The 19925-nt window shown below is 68.6% G+C and carries 18 protein-coding genes and 1 tRNA gene; 8 read left to right on the top strand and 11 right to left on the bottom strand.

Annotated features, from left to right (window positions below; all coding sequences use genetic code 11):
- Window positions 1-15 precede the first annotated feature (15 nt).
- The 3 genes from E3T48_RS08810 to E3T48_RS08800 are packed head-to-tail and all read left to right on the top strand — an operon-like array spanning window position 16 to window position 2707.
- Window positions 16-750: an ABC transporter ATP-binding protein gene (locus E3T48_RS08810; RefSeq protein WP_134523680.1), complete on the top strand. Its 735-nt coding sequence runs from the start codon at window positions 16-18 to the stop codon at window positions 748-750.
- The gene (locus E3T48_RS08805; protein WP_134523679.1) at window positions 747-2048 is read left to right on the top strand and encodes an ABC transporter permease; all 1302 of its coding nucleotides are present in this window, start codon (window positions 747-749) and stop codon (window positions 2046-2048) included. The genes E3T48_RS08810 and E3T48_RS08805 overlap by 4 nt, the downstream gene beginning before the upstream one ends.
- A gap of 8 nt (window positions 2049-2056) precedes the next feature.
- Window positions 2057-2707 (top strand): TetR/AcrR family transcriptional regulator, encoded by a 651-nt coding sequence (locus E3T48_RS08800; protein ID WP_134523678.1) that lies wholly within the window; start codon window positions 2057-2059, stop codon window positions 2705-2707.
- Window positions 2708-2748: 41 nt separating this feature from the next.
- Here E3T48_RS08800 and ald read toward each other — a convergent pair whose 3' ends face one another.
- Window positions 2749-3867 (bottom strand): alanine dehydrogenase, encoded by a 1119-nt coding sequence (gene ald, locus E3T48_RS08795; RefSeq protein WP_134523677.1) that lies wholly within the window; start codon window positions 3865-3867, stop codon window positions 2749-2751.
- A gap of 383 nt (window positions 3868-4250) precedes the next feature.
- Between ald and E3T48_RS08790 the strand changes: the two genes are divergently transcribed.
- Window positions 4251-5450, top strand: a complete 1200-nt coding sequence (locus tag E3T48_RS08790; RefSeq protein ID WP_134523676.1) for a PucR family transcriptional regulator — start codon at window positions 4251-4253, stop codon at window positions 5448-5450.
- Window positions 5451-5478: 28 nt separating this feature from the next.
- On the opposite strand, the gene E3T48_RS08785 is transcribed toward E3T48_RS08790, so the two are convergent.
- The 5 genes from E3T48_RS08785 to E3T48_RS08765 all read right to left on the bottom strand — a co-directional run bounded on the left by E3T48_RS08785 (window position 5479) and on the right by E3T48_RS08765 (window position 11411).
- The gene (locus E3T48_RS08785; protein ID WP_134523675.1) at window positions 5479-7008 is read right to left on the bottom strand and encodes an amino acid permease; all 1530 of its coding nucleotides are present in this window, start codon (window positions 7006-7008) and stop codon (window positions 5479-5481) included.
- Between the two features lie 368 nt (window positions 7009-7376).
- Window positions 7377-7448, bottom strand: a tRNA-Gln gene (locus tag E3T48_RS08780).
- A 77-nt stretch (window positions 7449-7525) separates the two neighbouring features.
- On the bottom strand, window positions 7526-9046 hold the full coding sequence (gene gltX, locus E3T48_RS08775) for a glutamate--tRNA ligase (RefSeq protein ID WP_134523674.1): 1521 nt from the start codon (window positions 9044-9046) through the stop codon (window positions 7526-7528).
- A 407-nt stretch (window positions 9047-9453) separates the two neighbouring features.
- Window positions 9454-10161: a type 1 glutamine amidotransferase domain-containing protein gene (locus E3T48_RS08770; RefSeq protein WP_134523673.1), complete on the bottom strand. Its 708-nt coding sequence runs from the start codon at window positions 10159-10161 to the stop codon at window positions 9454-9456.
- Window positions 10162-10376: 215 nt separating this feature from the next.
- Complete coding sequence (locus E3T48_RS08765) at window positions 10377-11411, bottom strand: NADP-dependent oxidoreductase (RefSeq protein ID WP_134523672.1); 1035 nt, start codon at window positions 11409-11411, stop codon at window positions 10377-10379.
- A gap of 99 nt (window positions 11412-11510) precedes the next feature.
- Between E3T48_RS08765 and E3T48_RS08760 the strand changes: the two genes are divergently transcribed.
- On the top strand, window positions 11511-12128 hold the full coding sequence (locus E3T48_RS08760) for a TetR/AcrR family transcriptional regulator (protein ID WP_134523671.1): 618 nt from the start codon (window positions 11511-11513) through the stop codon (window positions 12126-12128).
- A 42-nt stretch (window positions 12129-12170) separates the two neighbouring features.
- On the opposite strand, the gene E3T48_RS08755 is transcribed toward E3T48_RS08760, so the two are convergent.
- The 3 genes from E3T48_RS08755 to E3T48_RS08745 are packed head-to-tail and all read right to left on the bottom strand — an operon-like array spanning window position 12171 to window position 15180.
- On the bottom strand, window positions 12171-12935 hold the full coding sequence (locus tag E3T48_RS08755) for a fumarylacetoacetate hydrolase family protein (RefSeq protein WP_134523670.1): 765 nt from the start codon (window positions 12933-12935) through the stop codon (window positions 12171-12173).
- Window positions 12932-14101 carry a branched-chain amino acid aminotransferase gene (locus E3T48_RS08750; RefSeq protein ID WP_134523669.1) on the bottom strand — a complete coding sequence of 390 codons (1170 nt, stop codon included), beginning with the start codon at window positions 14099-14101 and terminating at the stop codon, window positions 12932-12934. Before E3T48_RS08750 ends, E3T48_RS08755 begins: the two co-directional genes overlap by 4 nt.
- A complete protein-coding gene (locus E3T48_RS08745) occupies window positions 14098-15180 on the bottom strand; it encodes a 3-isopropylmalate dehydrogenase (RefSeq protein ID WP_134523668.1) in 1083 nt (360 codons plus the stop codon). The genes E3T48_RS08750 and E3T48_RS08745 overlap by 4 nt, the downstream gene beginning before the upstream one ends.
- 116 nt (window positions 15181-15296) lie before the next feature.
- Here E3T48_RS08745 and E3T48_RS08740 point away from each other — a divergent pair, with 116 nt between their 5' ends.
- Window positions 15297-15542 carry a DUF6458 family protein gene (locus E3T48_RS08740; protein ID WP_134523667.1) on the top strand — a complete coding sequence of 82 codons (246 nt, stop codon included), beginning with the start codon at window positions 15297-15299 and terminating at the stop codon, window positions 15540-15542.
- A 48-nt stretch (window positions 15543-15590) separates the two neighbouring features.
- Here the strand turns inward: E3T48_RS08740 and E3T48_RS08735 are convergent, their stop codons facing one another.
- Window positions 15591-17099: an MFS transporter gene (locus E3T48_RS08735; RefSeq protein ID WP_134523714.1), complete on the bottom strand. Its 1509-nt coding sequence runs from the start codon at window positions 17097-17099 to the stop codon at window positions 15591-15593.
- A gap of 82 nt (window positions 17100-17181) precedes the next feature.
- On the opposite strand from E3T48_RS08735, the gene E3T48_RS08730 reads away from it, so the two are divergent.
- Window positions 17182-17775, top strand: a complete 594-nt coding sequence (locus tag E3T48_RS08730; protein WP_134523666.1) for a TetR/AcrR family transcriptional regulator — start codon at window positions 17182-17184, stop codon at window positions 17773-17775.
- Here the strand turns inward: E3T48_RS08730 and serA are convergent.
- A complete protein-coding gene (serA, locus tag E3T48_RS08725) occupies window positions 17765-19357 on the bottom strand; it encodes a phosphoglycerate dehydrogenase (protein WP_134523665.1) in 1593 nt (530 codons plus the stop codon). The genes E3T48_RS08730 and serA overlap by 11 nt on opposite strands.
- Window positions 19358-19454: 97 nt before the next feature.
- Between serA and E3T48_RS08720 the strand changes: the two genes are divergently transcribed.
- Window positions 19455-19871 carry a DoxX family protein gene (locus E3T48_RS08720; protein WP_134523664.1) on the top strand — a complete coding sequence of 139 codons (417 nt, stop codon included), beginning with the start codon at window positions 19455-19457 and terminating at the stop codon, window positions 19869-19871.
- Window positions 19872-19925: the final 54 nt, after the last annotated feature.

Here is a 19925-nt window from a genome sequence, read left to right as displayed (position 1 = left end):
AAGGATCCCCGTCTCATGAGCGTTCCCGTGCTTTCGGCCCAGAACATAGGCAAGTCCTATGGGAGCGGCACGAACCGTTTCAACGCGCTCAAGGGGGTGTCCCTGGAAATCCGCGCCGGTGAATCCGTCGCCATCGTCGGCAAGAGCGGATCGGGTAAGTCAACGCTGATGCACCTGCTCGCGCTGCTCGACGACCCGGACACCGGCACGCTGCTGGTCGAGGGCACCGACGCCAGGACGCTCAAGGGAACGGAGGTGAACCGGCTTCGCAACCAGGACTTCGGATTCGTCTTCCAGCAGTTCTTCCTCACCGCCAACGCCACGGTGCTCGACAACGTCGTGCTGCCGCTCAAGATCGCCGGCGTACCGCCCCGGGAGCGGAAGGCCCGCGGCATGGCCGCGCTCGAACAGCTCGAACTCGCCGACAAGGCGAAGAACAAGGCGATCACCCTATCCGGCGGGCAGAAGCAGCGTGCCGTCATCGCCCGCGCCCTCGTCAACAACCCCAAGGTGATCTTCGCGGACGAACCGACCGGCAACCTCGACACGGCGACGGGGGCCGTGGTCGAGGACATCCTCTTCGCGCTCAACAAGGACAAGGGCATCACCCTCATCATCGTCACCCACGACATCGAACTCGCCGCGCGCTGCGACCGCCAGATCTTCATCCGCGACGGCCGCGAGGACACCACCGAATCCGGAGCCCCGCGCAAGAGGCACGCCGGCGCCCACGCAGGAGCACACGCATGAAGTTCATCGACATCGTCAAGACCGCGATCGCAAACAGCTTCCGCAGCAAACTCCGCACCGGACTCACCGTGATCGCGATCTTCATCGGCGCCTTCACCCTCACCATCACCAGCGGCATCGGCACCGGCGTCACCAACTACATCGACACCCAGGTGACCGCCATCGGGGCCGCGGACGTGCTCACGATCTCCAAGGCGGCCGACTCCACCTCGTCCACCACCGACGGCCCGGCCGCCTACGACCCGAGCAAGGCGACCACCGTCAGCCTCGGCAACGGGTCGCGCCCCGGCTCAACCATCCAGGCCCTCACCGCGAAGGACATCACCAGGATCGGGAAGACCCCGGGCATCCTGAACATTGACCCCTCGGTTCGGGTCACGCCCGACTACATCGAGTACGACGGCACGGGCAAGTTCGAGATCATCGTCAACGCCACGGCCACCCTCACCACCGCCGACCTGGCCGCCGGCGCGCAGCTGGACAACGCCAGCACGACGGACGAGATCCTCCTCCCCACGACCTACCTGAAGAACCTGGGCTTCGCGAACGCGAAGGCAGCCATCGGCCAGGCCGTCGCGATCGGGATCACCGACTATGCCGGTGCTCAGCAGGAGGTCAGGGCCACCGTCGTCGGCGTGCAGAACGAGACGATCCTCGGCGTCGGCGCGGGCCTCAACCAGACCCTGACCGACACCCTCCACGCGATCGAGGTCACCGGGGCGCCCGCGGGCGCCTCCGACAGCTATGCGACGGCCACAGCGCACTTCGATGCCGAGAGCACCCCGGCAGAGATCACCGCCATAAAGGACGACCTCGCCACGCAGGGCTACGCGTCGCAGACCGTCGCCGACACGATCGGCTCCTTCCAGACCGTGATCAATGTCATCATCGGCGTGCTCAACGCGTTCGCCGTGATCGCGCTGATCGCGGCCGGTTTCGGCATCATCAACACCCTGCTGATGAGCGTGCAGGAGCGCACCCGCGAGATCGGCCTGATGAAGGCCATGGGCATGAACGGCGGGCGCGTGTACACCCTGTTCAGCACCGAGGCGGTCTTCATCGGTTTCCTCGGCAGCGCCCTCGGCGCACTCGCCGCGGTCGGCGTCGGCTCGCTGGTCAGCAACATCCTCGCCGACGGCGTGTTCTCCGCCCTGCCCGGCCTGCAGGTCGTGCAGTTCGCGCCGACCTCCATCGCCATCATCATCGGCGTCGTCATGCTGATCGCGTTCCTCGCCGGCACCCTCCCGGCCAGGGCCGCCGCCAGGCAGAACCCGATCGACGCCCTGCGGTACGAGTAGCGGGCGGCATGACGAGCAAGCCGACCCTCGACGACGGGCTGCGCGCCCGCAAGCGCGCGGCCACGCAGGCCGGCCTGGAACGCGCGGCCCTGGCCCTTGCCCTCGAGCACGGCTACGAGAACGTCACGGTCGACATGATCTGCGACGCGGGGATGGTCTCCCAACGAACGTTCTTCAACTATTTCGGCACCAAGGAGGGCGCCTTCCTGGGCACCCCGCCACCGATGCCGGCGGATGCCGAGCTCGCGCGGTTCGTGCACGGCACCGGTGCCGACATCCTCGGCGACCTCGTCGGGCTGATCACGGCTGCGCTCGTCGACCAGGAGCCGGACCCCGGCATCCTCCGCGCACGGCGGATGCTGATCGAGCGCACCCCGGAGCTGCTGGGCCGGGAGAACACGCGCGTCGCCGAGCTTGAGGAGAGCCTCACGCTGCTCGTCCTGGACCGTTTCCACGCCCAGGGCCGCACCGAGGAGTCGACGCCGGACCTCGAGGACGAGGCGAGGATGGTGGTGACCCTCGCCGGCAGCGTAATGCGCTTCTCGATGCAGAAGTGGTTCAGCGGAGGCTTCGCCGGCACTCCGAGCGAGCTTCTCCGGCATTCGATCGCGCTGGTGCGCCGGATCACCGGCACGGCAGACCCGGCGCCGCGCGGCTGAGGCCGGGCCCGCGGGGCCAAGGCGGCCCCGCGGCGCGCGGGTCAGACCGTGACGAGCTCGCGCCAGTCGGCCAGCTCCAGGCCGTGCGCGTCGGACACCGAGCCGTTGGTGACCCGCCCGGCGGCGACGTTCAGACCCAGTGCGAGGGCCGAATCACGCTCGCAGGCGACCCTGACACCCAGGTTGGCCAGGGCAACGCCGTAACGCAGGGTGACGTTGGTCAGCGCGTAGGTGGACGTGTTCGGCACCGCGCCTGGCATGTTGGCCACGCAGTAGAAGATCGACTCGTGCACCGTGTAGGTCGGGTTCTCGTGCGTGGTCGGACGGGTGTCCGCGAAGCAGCCGCCCTGGTCGACGGCGATGTCGACCAGCACGGAGCCTGGCTTCATCCGGGCGACCAGCGCGTTGGTGACCAGCTTCGGGGCCTTTGCGCCCGGGATCAGGACAGAACCGATCACCAGGTCGGCGTCGATCACGGCCCGCTCGACCTCGTAGGAGTTCGAGGCGACCGTCTTCAGCCGTCCCTGGTACTGGCCGTCCAGCTGGCGCAGGCGGTCGATGTTGATGTCGAGGATGGTCACGTCCGCGCCGAGCCCCAGGGCCATCGCGGCGGCGTTCGTTCCGGCGACGCCGGCTCCCAGCACGACCACCTTGGCGGGGCGCACCCCCGGTACGCCGCCGAGCAGCACACCCTTTCCGCCGGCGGGGGCCATCAGCGACTGCGCGCCCACCTGCACGGAAAGCCGCCCGGCGACCTCGCTCATCGGCGCGAGCAGGGGCAGGCCGCGGCCGGGGGTCTGCACGGTCTCGTAGGCGATCGCGGTGACTCCCGCGTCGATCAGCGCAGCGGTCAGCTCCGGCTCGGCGGCCAGGTGGAGGTAGGTGAAGAGCACGAGGCCCTCACGGAAGCGGTGATACTCCGCGGCGACGGGCTCCTTGACCTTCATGACCATGTCGGAGCGGGCCCAGAGCGCGTCGGCGGAGTCGACGAGCTCGGCGCCGGCGACACGGTATTCCTCGTCGCTGATCTGCGAGCCGACTCCGGCCCCGGTCTCGACCAGCACCGTGTGACCGTTGGCGAGGAACTCGTGCACCCCCGAGGCGGTGATGGCCACGCGGTACTCGTTGTTCTTGATTTCCCTGGGTACACCGATGATCATGACCGACTCCGTTGCTGGTTGGTTCTCGTGAAAGGGTCCGCTGGCGTGCCTCGTGCGACAATGCCGGCGGCGGGGTCAAGACTAGGGGCGGCGTTCGCGACCCGGTCCGGAGAGCGGAGCCGGGGCGCGCGGCATCCGCCGGCCGGAAGCGTCGCGGAGCGGGGCATCCGGATGCCGTCGGCGAGCCCTTCCAGTGCGCCGTTCCGCCGCGGTTCAGGGGTTTTGCCCTGGTCCGGGCCCGCCCCGCGCGCCCGTCGGGGTGCGGTGCTCGGGAGTCACCGGAATGCCTCGGCCGTTTGTCACTCGACAAGTGTCGAGTCTCGGCTCGCCAATCGTCGCCGGATGTCCGCAACGGCCTCCCGCGGGCGCTTAGCATGGAGCCCATGAAGACGGCGGAAATCGAAGAACTCGTCGAGGCGCTTGCGGCCGGCCTGGATCGCGCTCTCTCGCTCGAAGACCTCGATGGCGGGCTCGTCGCCTACAGCCGAGACCAGCCGCTCGCCGACAGCGTGCGGGTCAACTTCCTGCTCAGCAAGAAGGTCCCGGCCGACGTGAGCGCGTGGCAGCTGAGGCACGGAATCGCCGCCGCGGTGCGACCGGTCGTCGTGCCGGCCAACGCCGACCTGGGGATGCTCGGGCGGGTGTGCGTCCCCTTGCTGGTGCGTGGATTCCGGGTCGGCTACCTGTGGGCCCTGCAGGGGTCCCAGGACGAGTCGCCGGCGGAGATCCTCGGCGAACTGCCGGCCGTGCGCGCCCAGCTGGACCGGCTCGCAGAGATGCTGCTCGACACCAACACGGCCGAATCCGAGCACCGGAGGCGGCGCGAGGCGCTGTTCCTGGCCGCCTGCGCCGCCGACCCCGTGGCGGTCGAAGAGATCGCGGACTGGCCGCAGATCCACGCCACCGGGCCCTGGCATGTCGCGACCCTGGTCAGCAGCCCCGGCGCCGACCAGGAGGGTGGCGCCCTGCTGCAGCGCATCGCCGCGCTGCAGGCCACCGTCGGCATCGACGCGGCCAGGTTCAGCGCCGGCACCGACACGCACGCCGTCGTGCTGCTGCGCGACTCCCCCGGCAAACTGGTGCACGCGGAGGTGCTGGGCCGATATGGCGCAGAGATCGCCCGTCGCGGCGGCACACCGGCCCGGCCCGACCTGATGGGGGTCAGCGAGGCCTTTCACGACCTGCGGCGCCTGCCGGAGGCCTACGCCCAGTCCCGCAAGGCGGTGCAGGCCGCCGCCGTCGACGGCCGGCTGGGCGCCGTGGTCGACTACCGCCGGATCGGCGTCTACCAGTTCCTGGCGGCGGCCAGCCGCAACCTGGCCCCGGTGGAGTCCGTCTATTTCACCGAACTCCTGGACTTCGACGGCAACCGGGAACTCCTGCCCATGCTGGAACTGCTCTACGACACCGACGGGTCGGTTCAGGATGTCGCCGCCGCCCTCCACCTTCACCGCAGCAGCATCTACAACCGCCTGGCGAAGATCCGTTCGTTGATCGGCGCCGACCCGCTGGGCGGCCAGGTGCGGCTGGAACTGCACCTGGCGATGAAGGCCGACCGCTGGTCGCGCCGGCCCCGGATCTGAGAGAGCGGGGGCCGGCGGGCGGTGCCGGTCAGCGCCCGAGCGCGGCCTTCTCGGCGCGAGCCTCGGCCTTCCACTCCTCGACCCGAGCCTGCTGCAGGGGGGCCTTGCGGTTGACGAACCAGGCGCCGCCCAGCACCAGGAACCAGATCGGGGCGACGACGAGGGCGAGACGCGTGTCGTCGGCCTGACCGAGTGCCCAGAGCATGAACGCGAAGAACGCCAGCACCACCCACGGCATGAACCGGGCTCCCGGCATCTTGTACGACGACGCGGCGTGCAAGTGCGGACGGCGACGGAGGAAGGCGAGGTAGCTGACCATGATGATGGACCAGACGAACATGGTCAGCACCGACGCGACCGAGGTGACGAGGGTGAAGGCGCCCATGAACGAATCACCCGTGTACAGCAGCACCAGCCCGGCGAGCAGGAAGATGCAGGAGAACAACAGGGCGTTCCTCGGCACCTTGCGGCTGCTCAACTTGCCGAAGGATCGCGGTGCGTTGCCGTCCTGGGCAAGGCCGTAGACCATCCGCGAGGTCGAGTAGATGCCCGAGTTGGCGCTGGATGCCGCGGAGGTGAGCACCACCAGGTTGATGACGATGGCGGCGATGCCCAGGCCGGCCAGGGTGAACATGCCGATGAAGGGGCTGCTGCCCGGGTCGATGGTGCGCCACGGGTTGACGGCCATGATGATCACCAGTGCGCCCACATAGAAGAGGAGCATTCGCACCGGGATGGTGTTGATGGCGCGCGGCAGGTTCTTCTCCGGGTCCTTCGTCTCGGCGGCCGCGGTGCCCACGAGTTCGATTCCGGCGAAGGCGAAGATGGCGATCTGGAAGCCGAGCACGAAGCCCGCGACGCCGTGGGGGAACATCCCGCCGTCGTTCCAGATGTTCTCCAGGCCGGCGACGGCGCCGGAGGGCGACGTGAAGCGGGTGGCGATCATCACGACGCCGGTGACGATGAGGGCCAGGATGGCGAGGACCTTGACCAGGGCGAACCAGAACTCGGCCTCGCCGAAGGCTTTCACGCTCGGCAGGTTGAGGAGGATCAGAACGACGGGCGTGAGCAGCGCGGGGATCCACAGCGGCGTGCCCGGCGCGAGGACGTCGACGTAGCCGGAGATGGCCACGATGTCGGCGACCCCGGTCACGACCCAGAACGCCCAGTATGACCAGCCGGTGAAGAAACTCGCCCAGGGACCGAGCAGGTCCCCGGCGAAGTCGCTGAAGGACTTGTAGTTGAGGTTGGAGAGCAGCATCTCGCCCATCGCCCTCATCACGAAGAAGAGCATGAAGCCGATGATCGTGTAGACGAAGATGACGGCCGGACCGGCGAGGGAGATGGTCTTGCCTGCACCCATGAACAGACCGGTGCCGATGGTTCCGCCGATGGCGAGCATCTGGATGTGCCGGCGGCTGAGCGACCGCGCGAGCGGCGGGTCGAGGTGCGGGTCTCTGGCGGAGCCGGCGGGGCTCGTGGTCCCGGGGCTCGTGGTCCCGGGGCTCGTGGTCCCGGGGCTCGTGGTTGCGCCGACTGCGTTGTTCTGATCAGGCATAGGTCTTCTTTCCTCATCACGGCACAGACGCAGCCGCTCAGCGGACGACCACGTCAACCGCGCTGGGGCCTTCACGAAAGTGACGACCGGGACAACTCGGAACTGAAGTTGCAACACTAGGTGCACAATCACGGGCGGCAGGACGCCTGAACCTGCGCTCGCCCGAATGCGGGGTCGACCTCGGGGCGTTCACCCGCGCGGGACGCAGCCTCGATCGACAGTTGTCGACCCTTTGGCGCGGAAGCGTCGACCGCTGTTCGACAGAGGCGCCAGTACACCGACACACGTGCCCAGCCGGAAGGCGGAAGGGTTTTCGGCGGCCGGCCTGAGAAGAGTGATCGCTTGTTCTAGCCGGCGATCCGATAAAGCTGGGGTACCTGGACTCGAACCAAGAACAACTGAACCAGAATCAGTCGTGTTGCCAATTACACCATACCCCAATGCCCATTCCGAAGAGCGGGCCGATTCGTAACTCTAACCTACCGACGGGAAGAGGACAAACCGACGCGCGGTCGTTTCAGCCGGCCCGCACGGCCGCCAGAGCGTGGAGCCGGGCGAGCGACTCGGCCTTGCCGAGGATCTCCATCGACTCGAACAGGGGCGGCGAAACCTTGCGCCCGGACACGGCCACGCGGAGCGGCCCGAAGGCGATCCGCGGCTTGAGACCGAGCCCCTCGATCAGTGTCGCGGCCAGGGTCGAGTGCACGAGCTCGTGAGCCCAGTCCGCCTCGGGGATGTCCCGGAGCGCCGCGCTGGACGCCGCGAGGATCTCCGCGGTGTTCGCCGGCAGCGAGGCGAGCGCGTCGGCCTCGTGCACGAGGGCGTCGCCGGAGATGAAGAGCGACCCGAGCATGCCAGGGGCCTCGCCGAGGAGGGCGATGCGTTCCTGGATCAGTGGTGCGCCGGCCTCGAGGATGGACTGTTCGGCATCCGTCAGCGGCTCGGTGACGATCCCGGCGGCGGCCAGGTAGGGCACCAGGCGGGCGGCGAAGTCGGCGGCGCCGAGCAGGCGGATGTGGTCGCCATTGATCGACTCGGCCTTCTTCAGGTCGAACCGGGCCGGGTTCGGGTTGACGTCCACCACGTCGAACGCGGCCACCATCTCCTCGATCGAAAAGACATCGCGGTCGTGCGAGAGCGACCAGCCCAGCAGCGACAGGTAGTTGACGAGGCCCTCCGGGATGAACCCGCGCTCGCGGTGCAGGAACAGGTTCGACTCCGGGTCGCGCTTGGAGAGCTTCTTGTTCTTGTCGCCCATCACGTAGGGCAGGTGGCCGAACCGCGGCACGAAGTCGGTCAGCCCGATCTCGATCAGCGCGTGGTAGAGCGCGATCTGTCGCGGGGTTGACGAGAGCAGGTCCTCGCCGCGCAGCACGTGGGTGACGCCCATCAGGGCGTCGTCGACCGGGTTCACGAACGGGTAGAGCGGATGCCCGTTGGGCCGCACGACGACGAAGTCGCTGAACGAGCCGGCCGGGAATGTGATCTCGCCGCGGACGAGGTCGTCGAAGGTGATGTCCTCGGTGGGCACCTTCAGCCGGAGCGCCGGGGAGCGACCCTCCGCGCGGTAGGCGGCCTTCTGGGCATCCGTCAGGTCGCGTTCGAAGTTGTCGTAGCCGAGCTTCGCGTCGCGGCCGAGGGACACGTTGCGAGCCTCGATCTCCTCGCCGGTGGCGAAGCTCTCGTAGATGTGGCCGGACTCGGTGAGCCGGGCGATGACGTCGCGGTAGATGTCGTAGCGCTGGGACTGCCGGTACGGGCCGTGCGGTCCCCCGGCGTCCACGCCTTCGTCCCAGTCGAGGCGCAGCCAGCGGAGGGCTTCGAGCAGCTGAACGAAGCTTTCCTCGGTGTCGCGCGCCGGGTCGGTGTCCTCCACCCGGAAGATGAACGTTCCGCCGGTGTGCCGGGCGTAGGCCCAGTTGAACATCGCGGTGCGCACCAGGCCGACGTGCGGCGTTCCGGTGGGCGATGGGCAGAACCGCACGCGGACATCGGTACCGGTCGCGGTCGAGAATGGGTGTGCTGGTGTCGTAGACATACGCTCCTCATCCTAGCGAAAGCGCTCCGCCCCCCGAGAAAGAACAGGTCGGAGTCCGCCGCGGCCACGAGGTGGATGGTGCGGAAGTCGCCGCCCGAGGTCGGCCGGGCCACGGCGCCCGGCGGCAGGGCGGATGCGATCTCGACAAGCTCGATCACCGGGGACGGCTCGATCACCGCGCCGGTGATCGAGCCTGTCGAGATCCCCAGCCCGGTGATCGAGCCTGTCGAGATCCCCCGCCCGGTGATCGAGCCTGTCGAGATCCCCCGCCCGGTGATCGAGCCTGTCGAGATCCCCCGCCCGGTGATCGAGCCCGTCGAGATCCCCAGCCCGGTGATCGAGCCTGTCGAGATCCCCCGCCCGGTGATCGAGCCTGTCGAGATCCCCAGCCCGATCACCCCCTGCGGCTACTCCTTGCCGGCGACGGCCGCGATGATCGCCCGGGCGAGGTCGACCGAGGAGGCCGGGTTCTGTCCGGTGAAGAGGTTGCGGTCAGTCTCCATGTGCGGGGCGAACGATTCGCCGTCGATGAAATCGGCGCCCAGTTCGACCAGTCGGCTCTGCACGAGCCACGGCGCCTTCGGGGCCAGGCCGCCGAGCACCTCCTCGGCGTCGGTGAAACCGGTCATCCGGTAGCCGGTGAACGGCCAGCTGCCGTCGGTGCGCTTCGCGGCGAGGAGGGCGGCCGGGGCGTGGCAGAGCACGCCGAGGATTCGGCCGGTGTCGAGGGCTTCGGTCAGGATGCGGCCGGAGACGGCGTCGACGGCAAGGTCTTCCATCGGGCCGTGTCCGCCCGGGTAGAAGACCACGTCGTAGTCGGCGACATCGATGGCATCGAGGCTCTGCGGCTCGTCGAGTTCGCCGGAGATGGTGCCGATGTAGTCGATGATCTGCGCCGCGCGGTCCTCTCCCCCGGCCGCTTCGGGGCGAAGGCTACCGGCGTCGATCGTCGGGGCAACGCCACCGGGGGTGGCGATGCTGATCTGCCAGCCGGCCTCGGTGAACAGGCGGTGCGGTTCGGCGAGTTCTTCGGCCCAGTACCCCGTGGGGTGCAGGCTGCCGTCGTTCAAGGTCCAGTGGTCAGCGGCGCTGACGACGAAGAGTACATGGGTCATGGGTTCTCCTTTTTCGGTGAAGTCGTGCGTGGGCGGGGATCTCGACAGGCTCGATCACCGGGGACGGGGTCGATCACCGGGGATCTCGACAGGCTCGATCACCGGGGACGGGGTCGATCACCGGGGATCTCGACAGGGTCGATCACCGGGGACAAGGTCGATCACCGGGGACGGGCTCGGACACCGGGGATCTCGACAGGCTCGATCACCGGCGATCAGAGCGCCGGAACGAGGTCGCCCGTGCGGACGACCATCTTGCCGGTGTTCTCGCCGCGCATGAGGCCGAGGAACGCGTCGACGGTGTTCTCGACACCGTCGACGACGGTCTCGTCGAAGACGATCTCGCCGGAGGCGAGCCAGCCGGCCATCTCGGCGGAGAACGCCGGGAGGCGGTCCCAGAAGTTGCCGACCGTGAAGCCCCGGAGGGTCAGGCCGCGGGTGACGATGTTGGACAGGTTGTTCGGTCCGGCCGGGGCATCCGTGCTGTTGTAGAGGGAGATCGCACCGCACATCGCCGCACGCCCGCCGTCCTTGAAGGAGGCCAGGGCAGCCTCGAGGTGGTCGCCGCCCACGTTGTCGAAGTACACGTCGATTCCGTCGGGAGCGGCTGCTGCCAGCTGGTCCCTGACCGACCCATCCTTGTAGTTGAACGCGGCGTCGAAGCCGTACTTTCCGGTGAGCAGCGCAACCTTCTCCGCCGACCCGGCCGAGCCGATCACGCGCTTCGCGCCCTTGAGCCTGGCGATCTGACCGACCATGCTGCCGACGGCGCCCGCTGCGCCGGAGACGAACACCGTGTCGCCTTCCTTGAGTCCGGCGATCTCGAGCAGTCCGACATAGGCGGTGAGGGCAGTCATGCCGAGCACGCCGAGGTAGGCCGAGAGCGGCACACCGGGGATTTCGGGCACAGCCTGGAACCCGGCGGCGTCTTCCTGCACCAGGTCGCGCCAGCCGTACGCATGCGTGACGACGTCGCCGACGGCGAGCGCGTCGCTGGCGGAGGCGACCACGCGGCCGACGGCCCCGCCGGTCATGGTCTCGCCGAGGGCGAACGGCGGCACGTAGCTCTTCACGTCGTTCATCCGGCCGCGCATGTAGGGGTCGACGGAGACGAATTCGTTGGCGACGCGAACCTGGCCGGGTGCGAGGTCGGGCAGGTCGACGGTCACGGTGCGGAAGTCCGCGGCCGTCGGCCACCCGACGGGGCGGTTCACGAGTTGGACCTGGGTGCTGACGGTGGACGAGGCCATGATGGGCTCCTCTGCTAGTTTTGGAACGATCGTTTTACTATATAGTGGACCTATCGGTACACAAAATTGAGCATCGGTACCCGAATTCGAGGAGTGGACATGGGCCGGCTTCAGACCTTCGACAACAGTGTGGTCGTGCAAGCTGCACGCGACCTGTTTTGGGACAAGGGCTATGAGGCGGCGTCCCTGTCCGATCTGGAGGCGGCGACCGGCCTGGGCCGCTCCAGCATCTACCACGCGTTCGGGAGCAAGCGCGGCCTCTTCGACGCCGCGGTCACCGATTACCTGGACACGGTCATCCGGCCCCGGCTGGCCGTGCTGCTCGCGGAGACCACGGATGTCTCGGCCCTCCTCGAGTACTTCGACGGCCTTGCCGTGGCGGCGGCCGCGCTGGCGGACGACTCACCCCGGACCGGGTGCCTGCTGGTCAATTGCGCGGCCGGCCTCGCTGCCCACGACGACCCTGCCCGCGCGGTCGTCGAGGCCTACCGGGTCGAGCTGGCCGACGCCCTGCGGCACGCGCTCGCAGCGGCATCCGCGTCGGCGGGCTCGGCCGCGGATGCCGAGCCCGCCCGGCTCGACGAGCGCGTGCGCACCCTGGCCTCCCTGTCGATGAGCGCGATGCTCGTAGCCAGGGTCAACCGCGACGAGGCCATCGCCCTGCTGACGACGGCGTCGAACCAGATCAGATCCTGGTTCCCGGGCTCCCCCGCCTGAGCGGGCCCGTCCGAGTCGGCGGCCCCTCGGTGTCTGCTCGGCTCAGGCCCGGCGCACCGGGTTGGAGAGCACGCCGATCCCCGCGATCTCGACCTGCACGGTGTCGCCGTCGACGACGGCTCCGGATGCCCCTGGCGCGCCGGTCAGGATCACGTCTCCGGGCAGGAGCGTGAAGACGCCGGAGACGAACGACACCATCTCCGCGATGGTGTGCCGGAGCAGCGCCGCGTCGCCGGACTGAAAGGGTTCGTCGTTGATCCGGCCGTGCAGTGACAGACCGGTCCAGTCGAACTCGGTGTCGATGACCGGCCCGAGTGGGCAGAACGAGTCGAAGCTCTTGGCCCGGGTCAGGTCCTCGTCGCGCTCGAAGAGGTCGCGCGCGGTCACGTCGTTGGCGATCGTGTAGCCGAAGATCGCGTCCTCGGCGTCCTCGACCGACACGTTCCTGGTGATCTTGCCGATGACCACGGCGAGCTCCCCTTCGACCCGGACGTCGCCGGACTGGGCCGGCAGCACGATCGGGTCGCCTGGACCCACGACGGAGGTGTTGGGCTTGAGGAAGAACCGGGGCTCCCGCGGTTTGGCGTCGGCCTGCTCCTCGCGGCTCGAGTAGAAGGAGTGGGCCATCCCGACCACCTTGGAGCGCGGGATCACCGGGGCGAGGAGTTTGACCTCGCGCAATCCGATCCGCTCCCCGGTCGGGTCGTAGCCGGCGAACATCGGGTCGCCCTTCAGCACGACCAGTTCGTCGTCGTCGATGATTCCGAACGCGATGGTGTCACCGTGGCTGAACCGCGCGACCTTCACGCCTGGCCCGCCGGGGTGTCCAGGCGGGTGAGCCAGCCGTGGCGGTCCGGCAGGCGCCCGTACTGGATGTCGGTCAGCTCCTGGCGCAGCGCCATCGTGATCTCGCCGGCGGGGGCATCCGGGTTGCCGATCGACAGGTCGGGACCCTTGAGCTCGGCGATCGGCGTGACGACCGCGGCGGTGCCGCAGGCGAACACCTCGGTGATGGCCCCGGATTCGACGCCGCCCTGCCAGTCGCCGAGGGTCACGTCGCGTTCCTCGACGGTCATCCCACGGTCCCTGGCCAGCTGCATGATGCTGTCGCGCGTGACGCCCTCGAGGATCGACCCGGTCAGGCGGGGCGTGACGAGCTTGTGGGTGCCGTAGACGAAGAAGACGTTCATGCCGCCGAGTTCGTCGATGCGGCTGCTGGTCTCTCCGTCGAGGAACAGCACCTGGGCGCAGCCGTTGTCGTAGGCCTGCATCTGGGGCAGCAGCGAGGCCGCGTAGTTGCCGCCGCACTTGGCTGCGCCGGTGCCGCCGCGGCCGGCCCGGGAGTATTCGGTGGAGAGCCAGATCTTGATCGGAGCGACGCCGTTGGTGAAGTACGCCCCGGCGGGGCTGGCGATGACGTAGTAGCCCACCTTGTGCGCGGCCCGCACGCCGAGGAAGCTCTCGTTGGCGATCATGAACGGGCGCAGGTAGAGGCTCGTCTCGGCTGCGGAGGGCACCCAGTCGCCGTCGACCGCGATGATCTGCCTGATCGACTCGATGAAATCGGCCGCGGGGAGTTCAGGAAGGGCGAGGCGACGGGCCGAACGCTGCAGCCGCTCGGCGTTCTTCTCCGGGCGGAAGGTCCAGATCGAATCGTCGGCGTGGCGGTACGCCTTCAGGCCCTCGAAGATCTCCTGTCCGTAGTGCAGCACCGAGGAGGCAGGGTCGAGCTGGAGCGGGCCGTAGGGAATGACGCGGGCGTCGTGCCAGCCGCCCTCCAACGTCCAGTCGATCGCGACCATGTGGTCGGTGAACTTCTTGCCGAAGCCGGGGTCGCCGAGGATGGCGTCGCGCTCGGCCTTTGTGCGGGGCGTGGCCGCCCGGGTGACGCTGAAGGACAGCGAGGCCGTCGCGCTCGGCGTCGCCTGGCGCGTGTGGTTCGGTGTCGTCTGGCTCGGTGCTGCCTGGCTCATTGGAGTCCCTTGTCTGTCAGTCGGGTCACGATGGCGTTGCCCACGTCGGTGGTGCTGCGCGGTGCCGTGGCGGCACCGTCCCCCCTGCGGGCAGCGATGTCGGCGGTGACGGCCGCGGTCACCCTCGCCGCGGCATCCGTCAGGCCCAGGTGGCTGAGGAGGAGCGCGACCGACAGGATGGCTGCCGTCGGGTCGGCCAGCTGCTTGCCCGCGATGTCCGGTGCCGATCCGTGCACCGGCTCGAACATGCTGGGGAACCGGCCGTCCGGGTTGATGTTCCCGGAGGCCGCGAGGCCGATGCCGCCGCTGATTGCGGCCGCCAGATCGGTCAGGATGTCGCCGAAGAGGTTGTCCGTGACGATGACATCAAACCTACTCGGATTCGTGACCAGGAAGATCGTCGCCGCGTCGACGTGGAGGTAATCGACGCTCACCTCGGGGAACTCGGACGCGACGGCGGTGACGATGCGCTGCCAGAGGCTGCCGGCGAAGACGAGCACATTGGTCTTGTGCACGAGGGTGAGGTGCCGGCCTGGCCTGGCCTGGGCAACGGAGAACGCGTGCCGCACGACGCGTTCGACGCCGAAGGCCGTGTTGACGGACACCTCGTTAGCCACCTCGTGGGCCGTGCCCTGGCGGATCGCGCCGCCGTTGCCGACATAGGGTCCCTCGGTCCCTTCCCGCACGACGACGAAGTCGACGTTGCCGGGAGCGGCCAGCGGGCTCGGCACCCCGGGGAAGAGAACGCTGGGCCGCAGGTTGACGTAGTGATCGAGGGAGAAGCGCAGTTTGAGCAGCAGCCCGCGTTCGATGCTCGCGTTGGCCAGGCGAGGGTCTCCGGGCACGCCGCCGACGGCTCCGAGCAGGATTGCGTCGTGCGCGGCGATGGACGCGAGGTCGTCGTCGGTGAGCACATCGCCGGTTTCGAGGAACCGGGCGGCCCCGAGCGAGAACCAGGTCAGGTCGAAGGTGACGTCGTCGACCGCCGTCGCGGCGCCCAGCACCTTGACTGCTTCCGCGACGACCTCGGGGCCGATCCCGTCGCCTGGGATGACGGCGAGCTTGATTTGAGTGGACATTCGGCTCCGTATGTCTGGGATTTACCTGTAGATAAACCCTACTGTGACCGATCGATTGTCTATGCTGGACAATCCCTGACAACACAATCCCTGACAACCAGAGAAAGCAGTTATTCATGAGCCTTGGACTGGGTATCTTCCTCGTCGTCGTCGGCGCCATCCTCGTCTACGCGCTGAACATCAGCGTGGACTGGATCGACCTCGACTTCGTCGGCTACATCTTCATGGGTGCCGGAGCCGTGATCATCGTCCTCGGGATCGTGCTCCTCACCCGCAAACGCACCAGCGTCAGCACCACCCGCAGCGCCGTCGTCGACGGCGAGCAGGTCACAAAGGAGAAGCGCTCGATCGACGACGTCTGATCCGTCCACGACGCCTCACGCTGCGCCCGGCGCCGGCCGCCGGACGGTTCAACTCGCCTTGCGCAGCGTGAGCAGCGCCACGACGGCCGCGGCCAGCACGAGGCCCACCCCGATCCAGGCGGTGGGCCCGATGCCGGTTGCGAAGGCATCCCTCGCTGAGGCGAGCAGCAGCTCGGCCTGGCCGGACGGAAGCCCGCCGGCCACGGCGACGGCTCCGCCGAGCGTCTCCTCCGCGGCCGACCGCTGGGCGGAGGTCAGCGCGTCCGGCAGCACGACCGAGCCTCGGTAGGCGGCGGTGAGGATGGTGCCGAGGATCGTCGTGCCCAGCACCGCGCCCAGCTCGTAGGCCGTTTCACCGACCGCGGATGCCGCGCCCATCTTGTCCGCCGGTGCGGTCGCCACCACGAGTTCGTTCGACACGGTCTCCGCGGCGCCGATTCCGATGCCGAGCAGGGCGAACACGAGCGCGACCCCGACCGCGTCCAGCGTCGCACCACCGAGGGCGATGGCCAGGTATCCCCCGGCCGAGATCAGCAGGCCGGCCGGCACGACGATCGACGGCCGCACGCGCCTGGAGATCGGCACGATGACCAGGCCGGCCAGGATCATGGCCGTCAGTCCGGGCACGAGCACCAGGCCGGCCGCGAGCGGGGACAGGCCCAGCACGAGCTGCAGGTATTGGGACATGAAGAACAGCCCGCCGACGAGCGCGACCACGCTGAGCAGGTTCACGCCGATCGCCCCGCTGAAGGCGCCCGTGCGGAAGAGCGCGAGGTCGATCATCGGCTGGGCCAGGCGAGGCTGCCGACGCACGAACAGGATGCCGGCGACCAGCCCGAGCAGGATCGGGCCGACCGTGGCGATGGATGGTCCGTGTTCGGCCAGCACCTTGATGCCGTAGACGACGGGAAGCATGGTGGCCAGGGAGAGCAGGACGCTCGGCAGATCGATCCGGCCGGGGTTCGGGTCTCGGGACTCCGGCACGAGGAGCGGGCCAAGCACGAGCAGCGGCACGAGCAACGGCACGGCGAGCAGGAAGACGGAGCCCCAGGCAAGGTGCTCGAGCAGCACGCCGCCGACGACCGGACCGAGTGCGCTGCCGGCGGCGAATCCGCTAGCCCAGACGGCAATCGCCAGCCGTCTCTGGTCGCGCTCTGTGAAGACGGAGCGGAGCAGTGACAGGGTCGGCGGCATCAGCATGGCGCCGAACACACCGAGCACGGCCCGATCGATGATGAGCCATTCGACGCTCGGGGCGAAGGCCGCCACCACGGAGACGGTGCCGAAACCGGCCGATCCGATCAGGAGGAGGCGGCGGCGCCCGATCCGGTCGCCGAGGCTGCCCATGGCCACGAGCAGCCCCGCGAGCATGAGGGGGTAGATGTCGATCACCCAGAGCAGCTGGGTGCCCGTTGGCCGGAGCGCCTCGGAGATGGCGGGCAGGGCGAGGTTGAGCACGGTGTTGTCGATGGAGACCAGGAGCACCGGCAACATGAGCACGACCAGCGCCCACCACCGGCGGCGCGGGCTCAGATCATGGTTGACGGGGGCGATCATCTGGCGCAGGTCGGACGACACGGGAAACTACTTTCGGATTCGGCGGACGACGACTATACCGTCCAGACGGTACAGTAGCATCATGATCTCCGTCCCCGCATCCCCCGCAGGTCGTTCACCGGCGTCCACGCCCACCCGCGACCGCACCCTTGATGCGTTCGCGCAGCTCCTGATCGACCAGGGCGAACGCGCGGCCACCCTCGAGGCGGTGGCCGCGGCCGCCGGGTTGTCGAAGGGCGGCCTGCTCTACCACTTCGGCTCGAAGGACGCCCTCGTCGAAGGACTGCTCGCCCGCCTGGCCGCGCTCGTCGCCGACGACATCGAGCAGATTCGCGCGGCCCCGGCCGGCGCGATCGACTACCTGATCCGCACCTCGATGAGCGAGGGAACGCGGCTGGACCAGGCGATCGGCGCGGCCGTTCGCCTGGCCCAGGGGGCACATCCGCTGGCCAACCAGGCCCTGGCCTCAACCCGGCGCCAGTGGCTCGCGGTGATCGAGGAGGCAGTGGGTGACCCCGACGTGGCCGAGGCGGTCATGCTCATCAGTGACGGTTTGTACTACGAATCCACCCTTGCGGGCCCCGGCCGGCTCGCCGCCGATCTGACATCGGCGGCGAGGCTGGACCGGCTGCTCGCCGTGATCGGGCGAATGGACGACCGGCCCGCTACTCGGTGAGGGCGATCTCGACCATCACGTCGGCAGCGATCGCGTCGCGCACCGTGGTGAGCAGGCTGGCCGGCACCGGTGAGTCGACGGTCAGCACGCTGAGCGCCTTCCCGCCGGCGACGTGGCGGGCGATCTGCATGCCGGCGATGTTGATCTGGGCGTCGCCGAACTCGCGGCCGTAGACGGCGACGATTCCGGGGCGGTCCGTGTAGACCATCACGATGAGGTGCTGCGCGAACGGAACCTCGACCTCGTAGCCGTTGACCTCGACGATCTTCTCGATCTGCTTGGTGCCGGTCAGGGTGCCGGACACCGAGACCTGCGAGCCGTCGGCAAGGGCGCCGCGCAGCGTGATGACGTTGCGGTACTCGGGCGAGTCCTTGTCGGTGATCAGGCGCACGGCAACGCCGCGCTGCTCGGCCAGGAGCGGCGCGTTCACGTAGGACACCGTCTCGCTGACGACGTTCGTGAAAATCCCCTTGAGCGCGGCGAGCTTGAGCACGCTCACGTCGTAGTCGGCAAGTTCGCCGCGGATTTCCACGTCGACGCTGGTCAGCGGGCTGTGCGAGGCGAGGCCGGAGAACACCTGGCCCAGCTTCTCGACGAGCGGGATGCCGGGGCGCACGTACGGGTCGATGACGCCGCCGGCGACGTTGACCGCGTCGGGGACGAGTTCGCCGGAGAGCGCGAGGCGAACCGACTTGGCGACGGAGACGCCGGCCTTCTCCTGCGCTTCGTCGGTCGACGCGCCGAGGTGCGGCGTGGTGATGATGTTCGGCAGGCCGAGCAGCGGCGAACCGGTCGGGGGCTCGCTGACGAAGACGTCGAGGCCGGCGCCGGCGATCGTGCCGGCGACGAGGGCGTCGTGCAGCTCGGCCTCGTCGATCAGGCCGCCGCGGGCGACGTTGACGACGAAGGCGGTCGGCTTCATCAACGCGAACTGGGCGGCGCCGAGCATCCCGGTCGTTTCGGGCGTCTTGGGCATGTGGATCGTGACGAAGTCGGACTGGGCGAGCAGTTCGTCGAGGGTGACGGGCGTCACGCCCAGCTGCTGCGCCCGCGCCGACGTGATATACGGGTCGAAGGCGATGATGTTCGTGCCGAAGGCCTGCATTCGCGCGGCGACGAGGGCGCCGATCCGGCCGAGGCCGATGATGCCGATCGTCTTTTCGTAGAGTTCGACGCCCGTGTACTTGGAACGCTTCCACTGGCCCTGCGCGAGCGCGCCGTGGGCCGGGGGGAGGTGGCGGGCGAGGCTGATAATATGGCCGACCGTGAGTTCGGCCGCGGAGATAATGTTCGAGGTCGGGGCATTGACCACCATGACGCCGGCCGCGGTCGCGGCCTTAATGTCCACATTGTCGAGGCCGACCCCGGCCCGCGCGATGACCTTGAGCAGCGGTGCCGCGGCGATGGCCTCCGCGTCAACCTTGGTCGCGGAGCGCACGAGGATGGCGTGGGCGGACGCTAGTTCTTTGAGCAGGGCCGGGCGGTCGGTGCCGTCGACGTTGCGCACATCGAAGTCCGGTCCAAGGGCGTCAACGGTTGCGGGTGAGAGTTCTTCGGCTATAAGTACGACTGGTTTTGACACGAAAAAGGTTCCTCCGATTGCAGCAGAAAGGGTGGGCTTGCGCCGCGACCGTGGGGCGCCAGTTAGGAAATCACTCTATCGGCTGCAGAATGGGGTCATGAGCAGCGTTACGTTGACCGACCTCCAATTCGTCCTCCGCATCCTCCTCGCGGTGGTCTTCATCGGGGCGGGGGTCACCCATTTCCTGCCCTCTGTACAGCGCACGATGGCGGCGATGATCCCGCCACGACTGCGTTCCACCGGCATCCTGAGCCCGCGGGCGCTGGTCGTCTTCACCGGCCTGTGTGAGATCGCCGGCGGCGCCGGCCTGCTGTATCGACCCCTGATTGTGACGAGCGGGATCTGCCTGATCGTGTTCCTCGCCGCCGTGTTCCCGGCGAATGCCTTCGCGGCCCGGCATCCGGAGCGATTCGGCCGGGTCGCCATTCCGCTCGTACCGCGGCTGCTCGGCCAGGCGCTGCTGGTGGCCCTGATCGCTCTCGCGATCGTGCCGGTGGCCGCGGCGCAGGTTTGAGAAGCGGGCGCAGGATAGAACGTGCGCCCGCTTCTCAAGCCCGCGCCGCGAAAG

This window comes from Cryobacterium fucosi (assembly GCF_004403515.1).
GTDB classification, from domain to species: Bacteria; Actinomycetota; Actinomycetes; order Actinomycetales; family Microbacteriaceae; genus Cryobacterium; species Cryobacterium fucosi.
The sequence above is the reverse complement of the archived record's forward strand: the minus strand, read 5'-3'. Positions and strand labels throughout refer to the sequence as shown.